The 8,323-nt window shown below is 42.1% G+C and carries 9 protein-coding genes; 5 read left to right on the top strand and 4 right to left on the bottom strand.

All coding sequences use genetic code 11. The features are described from left to right. Nucleotides 1–1,468: type IV secretory system conjugative DNA transfer family protein (locus ABIB38_RS23825; protein ID WP_429207259.1), on the top strand; the 1,468-nt coding region annotated here is incomplete at its 5' end. Between the two features lie 48 nt (nucleotides 1,469–1,516). Here ABIB38_RS23825 and ABIB38_RS23820 read toward each other — a convergent pair. The 4 genes from ABIB38_RS23820 to ABIB38_RS23805 form a co-directional block, all read right to left on the bottom strand. Continuing rightward, on the bottom strand, nucleotides 1,517–2,338 hold the full coding sequence (locus ABIB38_RS23820) for a hypothetical protein (RefSeq protein ID WP_429207257.1): 822 nt from the start codon (nucleotides 2,336–2,338) through the stop codon (nucleotides 1,517–1,519). Between the two features lie 123 nt (nucleotides 2,339–2,461). Beyond that, complete coding sequence (locus ABIB38_RS23815; protein WP_429207255.1) at nucleotides 2,462–3,328, bottom strand: ABC transporter permease; 867 nt, start codon at nucleotides 3,326–3,328, stop codon at nucleotides 2,462–2,464. 22 nt (nucleotides 3,329–3,350) lie between these two features. After that, the gene (locus ABIB38_RS23810) at nucleotides 3,351–4,088 is read right to left on the bottom strand and encodes an ABC transporter ATP-binding protein (RefSeq protein WP_429207253.1); all 738 of its coding nucleotides are present in this window, start codon (nucleotides 4,086–4,088) and stop codon (nucleotides 3,351–3,353) included. 59 nt (nucleotides 4,089–4,147) lie between these two features. Continuing rightward, complete coding sequence (locus ABIB38_RS23805) at nucleotides 4,148–5,149, bottom strand: ABC transporter substrate-binding protein (protein WP_429207251.1); 1,002 nt, start codon at nucleotides 5,147–5,149, stop codon at nucleotides 4,148–4,150. 139 nt (nucleotides 5,150–5,288) lie between these two features. Here ABIB38_RS23805 and ABIB38_RS23800 point away from each other — a divergent pair, with 139 nt between their 5' ends. From ABIB38_RS23800 to ABIB38_RS23785, 4 genes are all read left to right on the top strand, one after another. Next, a complete protein-coding gene (locus ABIB38_RS23800) occupies nucleotides 5,289–6,347 on the top strand; it encodes a hypothetical protein (protein ID WP_429207249.1) in 1,059 nt (352 codons plus the stop codon). Nucleotides 6,348–6,439: 92 nt separating this feature from the next. Then, complete coding sequence (locus ABIB38_RS23795) at nucleotides 6,440–6,646, top strand: hypothetical protein (protein ID WP_429207248.1); 207 nt, start codon at nucleotides 6,440–6,442, stop codon at nucleotides 6,644–6,646. Further along, nucleotides 6,643–7,308: a hypothetical protein gene (locus tag ABIB38_RS23790; protein ID WP_429207247.1), complete on the top strand. Its 666-nt coding sequence runs from the start codon at nucleotides 6,643–6,645 to the stop codon at nucleotides 7,306–7,308. Before ABIB38_RS23795 ends, ABIB38_RS23790 begins: the two co-directional genes overlap by 4 nt. Nucleotides 7,309–7,423: 115 nt before the next feature. Beyond that, a complete protein-coding gene (locus ABIB38_RS23785; RefSeq protein ID WP_429207245.1) occupies nucleotides 7,424–8,008 on the top strand; it encodes a M15 family metallopeptidase in 585 nt (194 codons plus the stop codon). The last annotated feature ends 315 nt before the right edge of the window (nucleotides 8,009–8,323 follow it).

Here is an 8,323-nt window from a genome sequence, read left to right as displayed (position 1 = left end):
TGAAAATCACGCTACTGAGCGATGCTGGAGCGCGGACTCACGTTTCGCCTGGCTCTGCTCACGCCGAGAGCGGGTTATTCGAGGTGGCCTTAAGCATTTGAACAGTAAAGGTAGCTGGACATGGGGCGACCTTAAAAATTTGGTATCTCAACCTATTGGTGAGCAAATAAAGATAGCCAAGCAATTTGTTAGCGACGACATGCACAAGTATTTTGTAGATCCTAAACTTGCTATCTATGCGAAGTTTGCCAAGCCAATAATTACCAAAGCTGCGATATGGGACAAGTATGAAGCTAAGCCTAAATTCTCGTTGAGAGAGTGGGTTCTAGATGAAAATCCAAAAACAAAGATTTTACTTATCAAACCATCAGGACGTTTCAAAGATCAGACAGTTGCATTGATACGAGGTATGCTTTTCTACATGGCAGGTCTCATCAATGATAAGTACTTCCCTGAAGACAAATCAAAGGACTACCCAAGCATACGAAGATTCCACATTGTATGTGACGAGTTCCAAGCTCTTGGAAATCTTAAGGAATTCATCGGTCCCGGAATGGAAATGTTTGCATCCAAAGGCGTTACAATTTATTTGGCTTGCCAAGATCTATCTCAGTTACGAGAGTTGTACGGAGACGATTTTTTAAAATTTTTACAAGCCAATACTGGAAATGTTTTTATAATGGGCGTCAATATGGGTGACTCTGCTGAGATGATTTCTAATCAGTTGGGCAAGAAGACTATCTTAAAACGTCATGAATCTACCACTTACCAGGACAATGGTAAGTCCACATCCGTAAACTATCAAGAACATGAAGGTGTAGTGATCACACCAGATGAAATTAATGAACTTGGAAGTAAGTTTGAAACACGCCGCAACTATGTTCGTTACTTATACATTCCTGGCAACATGAGTAATGCGTATATTCTTGAAGCAGAAATCTCAAGCTACCCTACCCTATACAAGCCTGAAAAGCCTGAATGGATGTTGGGAGGCACCGTTGAGAGACCTTTGTTTGTACCTGAAGAAGACATAGTGAAGATGTTGAGCAGCGTGCCAAAAGCGAGTTTAGAGAAATCTGCACCTATTGTTCAGTTTCAGCTTTCACAAGAAGCATCAGCTTCTAATGTTGATGAACTAGAATGGGCTGACGATTTTGAGGAAGAAGAAGAAGTTGAAATAGATTCTGACTACGGACAAAAATTACTTGATGAGGCGACAGCAAAAGAGGAACGTAAAGAAATCTTTCTGCTTCCAGAGGAAAAGGACTCTCTAGGAGGATCGGTTCTTGAAGATATAGCGATAGAAACCGTCTTGGACAGTCATTTATTATCACATCTCAAACATGGAAGTGAAGTAGCTAAGAATGCTTCCTCAGCGAAGACAACCGACAAGAAGGCATGGTTAGCTGCCATGTTGAAAAAGAAGAAGGAAGGTTGGGATACTGTAGATCGTGAGACACAGCGATAATTCTGATGAACCAAGAAGTAAGAGTAAAGCCCCGTTAGGGGCTTTATCTTAGCTAAATAGCTTAGTCAATATCGTGAACACAGCCATGCCGACGATTACTGCTCCAGCATTGTAGAAAGCGTGCCTTAAAGTGTATTTGTCATGCACCTTCCCAAAAGCCTTATCCGCAACACTCTCAACCTTGCTTGAGATCTCCTTGTAGACCATGTTTCTAGCTTTTGTCTTTTCGGCTTCAATCTCAGCGTCAATGTTCAACTTCCTACTTGCGATCCCTTGTTCAAAATTCTTGGCAATAGCTTCAATATCGGATTGAACCTTGCTTGCAAACGCATCTAGTGACTTCTCATGCTTCTTCAACTGTAATTCATTATCAACCACCTGGCGCCGTCCAGCTTCTTCAATCTCTTGGATTGCGACTTGTGAGCCCTTATTGATAGCAGACACAAACGTCTTTAATTCACTACGAAGCAACATGATATTTCTAAGAGCTTCCTCACTCACAGAGTTGTTGATCTCGTTCAATTCTTCGGTCATTAGACTCATACCGTCCCAATATTCACTAAGAGCAAAAGGCATGCCGTAGCTCAGCATAAACGTGATTTCAAGGGAAGGATTGCCTAGAATTCTGTCTTCCAACATTTCGCGTATTGCACTTCGCTCTTCAGATGGTAGATTAGAAATGAAGTCAATAAACCTACTGATTCCATTTAGGTTCTTGAATGTTGGTGAAGCTTTGCTCTTAAACCATCGTTTAAACTCTACAACCTCATTGCCTTCGGCCTTCATTGCTTCTAGTTTGTCACCGTCCGCTTCCTCAGCAGGAAACTCAAAGTCTGCCATCATCCTTTCTAATTCGTATTCGTCTTCCATTTTTCTATCCTTATTGTTATATATATCAAGTATATATTTTTTTATGACAATAGCAATACTTTGAGCATTGACAACAATAGAAAATGCCCCACTAAAGGGGCATCCTAATTTATGAATTTCAGTTTATGACTGCATGCCCCACTTCTTCACTGTTCTGTTCTCGATTGGCTTGAAAACAAAGTTCTCAACGATTAGACCGATAACAATCACTGACACAAGACCAGCAAACACTACAGGAATATCTAAGTTCTGCTTCGCTTCATTGATCATCCAGCCGATACCGCCCTTACCAGATGAGACACCCGCTACGAGTTCCGCAGCAATCAATGTTCTCCAACCAAACGCCCAACCTATCTTTGCACCAGTCAAAATTGCTGGAAACGCCGCAGGAAACAAAATCTTTTGAGCATATCTGAAGCCCTTCAATTCGTAGTTACGACCAACCATGCGAAGTGTAGTTGGCACTGACTTGAAGCCACTGTGCATTGCTTGAGCGATTGGACACCAAACAGATATGATCAACACGAAAAGCAATGAGCCATTTCCAAGACCGAACCAAATGAAAGCCAATGGCAAAAGAGCAACCGCAGGAAGTGGCGCAACGATTGAGGTAAGCAATTCCATTACATACTGTCCGAAGCGATTGAATGTTGCCAAGACAGTGATAAGAGTAGCCAATGCTAGTCCCGCTAAATACCCTATTCCAAGAATTTTTAATGTGTAGCCTGCCTTGACGAACATTTCACCGGACATGATAAGGCTACCGAATGCTTTGACTGTATCTGTGAACGTTGGGAACATTAACGCATTATCCAAGAACACTGCGTACCACTCCCACCCTCCAAGAACCAATATTAGAAGCACAGCCTTACAAAACCATGCAGTGTTGAATAGCCTCTCCAATTTTGATAGTGGCTTCGCCACACAGCCAATCTCTTCCGCTGGTTTTGGGTTGCCTTTGATGTCTGGTCTAACTAGATTTTCTTCCATAATTTTTCCTTTATTATTGTTTTTAGTGTTGTATCAAACTGCTGATTCTTTGTTCTAACTCTTTGCTTGAACCTGACTCTACCCCTCTAATCTCTTCAACCAACTGTCCTGGATTCGCTGACAACACAGCTATTCTTGTGCCGAGCTTGACCGCTTCAGGTATGTCATGAGTGATGAACAACAAAGTCTTTCCGCTCTCTGCAAGCAAGGCTCTTAGTTCGTCCTGCAAGTGCGACCTGGTAAGTGCATCCAATGGCGCGAATGGCTCATCCATCAATAACACTTTGGACTCAACCGCAAGACCTCGTGCGATAGCTACCCTGGTGTACATCCCACCTGATAATTGATGAGGATAAGAGTCTGCAAATTTTGAAAGCTTGACCTTGTTGATGAAGTGAAGAGCTACTTCTTTGGCTTGGTTGAAATTCATATTTGAACCTACAACTAACGGGAACATTACGTTCTCAAAAACTGTCTTCCAAGGCATAAGCTGGTCGAAGCCCTGGAACACATTCATTACGTCCATTGAAGGCTCATGAATTTCTTTGCCGTCCAATTTCACTGTCCCGTTTGTTGGCTTGATGTTGCCGCCTATAGTTTTCAATAATGAAGACTTACCGCAACCGGAAGGCCCGACAATCACGTACCTATCACCTTTATGCACATCAATTGATACGTCGTACAAGGCTGTCACCAATGTATTGGAAGTCTTAAATTGCACCGTTAAGTTCTTTATTTCTAATATTTTTCCTTCGTTCATATGTTCTCCTGTAAAAAAGGGCAACCACCTTTGAAATGGTCGCCCCTATGTAGTGTTGATTAGTTACCTGCTTTGTTGTGTAAATTTGGGAAGGTTAGATCTTTCCATGATTTCGCTGGCTCTTTGATAGTGCCTACCTTTGCCATGAATTCGTTGTACTTCATGATTCCGCGTGGAGTGCTGTTGAACTCAACATCTGGACTCATCATCTGGTCTAGCACTTCCTTCAATGACTCTTTTGATTTTGAAAGCTCAATATACTGTTTTGCCGCTTCAGTCTTGTTCTCGTTTATCCACTTCAAAGTCTCTTCAATAGAAGCAGATAATGCTTGGTATGCCTTAGGATTCTCAGTAGCGAATTTGGTTGTACCTGCTACTAAAACGAAAGTAGTCTTTCCGCCTAAAACGTCATAGGAATTCACAACAGTATGGATCTTACCTTTTCCTTCTCTTAGCTCTTGATTTTGGAATGGTAAGGCGGTGAAGTGACTGTTGATTTCAGACTTACCCCCTAACAACTGAATAGCAGCTTCAGGATGGCTCATGGATACTGTGTAGGCGTCCAATTTTGCATAGTTAGCTTGACCGAATTTTTGTGCCGCAGCCATTTGCAATGTCACTGCCTGGACTGACTGCTTTACTGTAGGAAGAGCTATTTTGTCCTTCTCTGTGAAGTCAGCAATCGTCTTCACGTTTGGATTACTTGTGTTTAATAGCATTGGCATGTAGCTCAAGCTCGCAATGGCTTTAACTTTGCCGTTGGTTTTGCTATGTAATAAAGACAAGCTTGGATTGCCAACCGCACCAGCATCTACCGCACCTGAAATTAATGCATCGTTGATTGGACCCGGACCGCTCATTTTTGTGAATGTTACCTTTAAGTCTTTGATACCTAACTTTTCTGCATGCTTCTCAATAGTCTTATTTTTTTCCATGAACAAGAATGGAGCATAGGTTAAACCATTTTGATACCCCAAACGAACTTCGTTAGTTTCAGCTACTGCTGATCCAAAAGACAAAGCGAAAGCAAACGTCACAACACCTTTTATAAATTTCTGCATAACTTCTCCTTATGTAATTAGTTATATATGTGTTATATCATTTTACATTGTTAAGTCAATAGCAAGATGTGAATAGTTGACACTGATTTTTTTAGCGCTATCTTAGTAAGACATAATAAAAACTATAAGGAGTAAGATTATGGATAGAGAAAATCACGTATCAGCAGCAAGAGTAAACACAGGCGAACAAGACGGCATCAAGGTATATGCAATTCCTGAAAACGGAGTCTATATAGTAGAGTGTCCAAACTTCTACGATTGCTACTGGAAGTTGACTGGCAAGATGAAAGATAAAGACGAAGTACTAGGGGTTAAGTTAAAGCCCGAAGATATAACCGGTTTCTTCAGCCCTGAAGTCATGGAAGGATTGGTAAAAGATGGCACGATCACACCCGGCCAAAAGGAAAACTGGGGAATGCTTAATCTTATAAAGAAAGATGAGCATGGAAAAGTGCAGTTCAAAGAAGAGCGTTCTGTTCATATCTTAGTTAATGTAGAAAAGCTATCTACCCCTGAAGAAATCACGAGCTTCAATTTTGCTATCAATCATGCTAGAAGCGTAAATCAAGAACGATTACAAGAGATGGGAAGATTCAAGTTCAAGAACGGGAGGGACGGCGAGCCAACTGACCAGATTCAAGCTCTTGCACCCGACGATGCATTTGAAATAGGTTCACGTAGATTGAAGGTATCGTTAGGTAAGCCGGAAAAAAATTGGGTAGGTGGCGAAGTTCTTCAGGCTGGAAAATTCTATACTTTTGTCCACACCGGAAATTCTGAGAGAAAAGATCCTGAAGAAGGGAAAATTGTCACCGTTCATATTCATGCTGTAAACACAGCCGACCTACTAAAAGGTAACGACTGGCTATTACAGAACAGAGAGAAAGCAGTACGTGAGCTTTGCCCTGAAGGTGAATTTAAGTCTTTCAATTGGAGCCAGAATAGCAAGATACGAGTGAGTGACTATAACCCTGAGAAGTCTCAAGAAAACAAAGCGAAGAAAGAGCAAGAGCGCATAAAGTACGCTGCTACCGCAGATCCTACTTCCGTAAAAGTTCCTTTTGAGGTCGCTAACAAAAAAGAAGAAGTTGCGCAGCCTAAGGTGGAAGAACAGAAGCAAGAGCCTGTGCAAGAAGAGAAGAAAAAAGCTCCATCTAAATCAAAAGCAAAAAACAAAGACGCTGAAATGGCTAGATAACCTGGTCAAACACCACAAGGACTCTTCGGAGTCCTTTTTTTGACTTTCAGAATTTTTCTGTTATATATATTCTTATAACAAATGGAGAATTAATGAACAAGACGACAGGCAACTTGGTTTTGATCACACTCGTTTTTGGATGTGTTCATCAAGCCGAAATCCTCACGACAAACATTAGAGAAGAAATGGTAGATCAGAAGCGTGAGCGAGTATTGAAAGAAGTGTTGGGACCCTTCGATGAAGCACAGTCCCAAGAAAAAACGTATGTATTAGAAGAAATAACTAAGGAGACTATATGACTGAAGAAGAAATGTTAATGCAAGAAGCAATTGGTAGTTCAAGCTTCTTTTCACAAAAAGCACAAGAGCCTTTGCCAGAGGTAAAAATGACAGCCGTGATGGAGGCTGAAGAAAACAAGGGGTTAGATCCTTCTAAGGTTCGCAACTTTTGGTTCACTAGAAATGGCGAGACTATTACCCATTTCGGACGACACAGCGATTTGAACGCTCAAGACTATTACAAGAAGTTTGGTAGCCTTGGTCTTAACGACTCTTATCATGCTGGACAAGCTGAATCTTGCGCCTTTAGGAATATGTTGGACGTTCATAAAAAAGAACTAGCTGATCCTTCAGTTGAAGACATCGGTCACATCCAGAAGAAACATGACTGCGAAATGAAGTTGTTTGACGTAGAACTTGCCAAGCTGAAGGGCCAAGAGCCTGATGAGAGTGAAGTTGAACAAGCTTATAGCGAATATGAGTCTAGCAAGCCTGCTCCTAAGCGTGAGCGTAAGCCTCTTGCTACACCACAGTTCAGACCTCAAGTTGAAAGACAAGCACCTCAAGTGAAGCATAGAGATGCGAACGAACTTGAGACCATGTTAAAAGTGAGTAGCAAAGTAAGTAAATTCAAAAATGGAAATGCAATCACAGCTATGCGTAGGAAAGCTGGTGAACAATAAACAAAGCCCCGAAAGGGGTTTTTTCATATATGCGGATATCCAATCAACCATGTTTAACCTTGCATTTTGATATATCTTTGCTATTATTAAATTACTCACTACAAAAGGTTAACATATGAAAGGAATATACAAAAATTTAGCAATCACTTTAATTGCAGCAGTCACATTCGGAACTTCCTTAGCAGGAGGCTCCATAAAACACAAGCATGAAGATTTACCGCCAGAACTTGCTGAGTTGAATATTAAAATTCTTCCTAAGATCAAAGGTATCAGCCGAACATTTTCTAAATTGAACAAAGATTATGCAAACCGCCTGGCTAGTATGTTCATCGTCATGAAGCAACAACACGGCTACGACATGACCATGATCGAAGGACACAGAACCGCTGAGCGTCAGGATTCGTTGAGCAGTGGCGTCACACAGGCGAAGGGGTATCAGAGCTACCACCAGTATGGTCTTGCCGCAGACTGTGCGTTTATGAAGAACGGAAAGCTCATGACTGACCCGAGCGATCCGTGGACTATGAAGGGCTACAAGCTTATGGGAGAGGTAGCGAAATCCGTTGGTTTGGTTTGGGGAGGCAACTGGACCTTCAAGGACTACGGCCACACGGAGTTACGAACACCGCAAGCCAAGTACGCGATGAGCATGGCACGCAAGGGCAACTACCGCAACTCTATGGCTCTGGCCGCTCTTTAAGACACAAAAAAAACAAGGCACCAGAAACGGCGCCTTTTTCATGCTAATTCACATATGGGTTGCTTCCAGTCTGTAGCTCACCATAGTAAGCGTCTTCCCTCTTCAACCGAGCGTCATCTACCCTCACCCGAGGATCTACACTTGGCACGCCTGGTAGGTCTTCAGTCTTCATGTCCTGCAACTGCTTTGACAGATCAGAAAAGTCCATAGGCTCTGGCCGTGTCAACGGCGATTGAAAACTGATACAGATTTCGTCGTCTCAGCGATTTAAAACTGATACACCCCCGTCGCCGAACACCGTCCGTGTTCAGCCCA

The organism is Massilia sp. UYP11 (assembly GCF_050434805.1).
Lineage (GTDB): Bacteria > Pseudomonadota > Gammaproteobacteria > Burkholderiales > Burkholderiaceae_D > Telluria.
The sequence above is the reverse complement of the archived record's forward strand: the minus strand, read 5'-3'. Positions and strand labels throughout refer to the sequence as shown.

Coding starts and splice junctions, on each gene's coding strand:
- ABIB38_RS23820 (WP_429207257.1), bottom strand. CDS start 2,338: ATGGAAGACGAATACGAATTAGAAAGGATGATGGCAGACTTTGAGTTT.
- ABIB38_RS23815 (WP_429207255.1), bottom strand. CDS start 3,328: ATGGAAGAAAATCTAGTTAGACCAGACATCAAAGGCAACCCAAAACCA.
- ABIB38_RS23810 (WP_429207253.1), bottom strand. CDS start 4,088: ATGAACGAAGGAAAAATATTAGAAATAAAGAACTTAACGGTGCAATTT.
- ABIB38_RS23805 (WP_429207251.1), bottom strand. CDS start 5,149: ATGCAGAAATTTATAAAAGGTGTTGTGACGTTTGCTTTCGCTTTGTCT.
- ABIB38_RS23800 (WP_429207249.1), top strand. CDS start 5,289: ATGGATAGAGAAAATCACGTATCAGCAGCAAGAGTAAACACAGGCGAA.
- ABIB38_RS23795 (WP_429207248.1), top strand. CDS start 6,440: ATGAACAAGACGACAGGCAACTTGGTTTTGATCACACTCGTTTTTGGA.
- ABIB38_RS23790 (WP_429207247.1), top strand. CDS start 6,643: ATGACTGAAGAAGAAATGTTAATGCAAGAAGCAATTGGTAGTTCAAGC.
- ABIB38_RS23785 (WP_429207245.1), top strand. CDS start 7,424: ATGAAAGGAATATACAAAAATTTAGCAATCACTTTAATTGCAGCAGTC.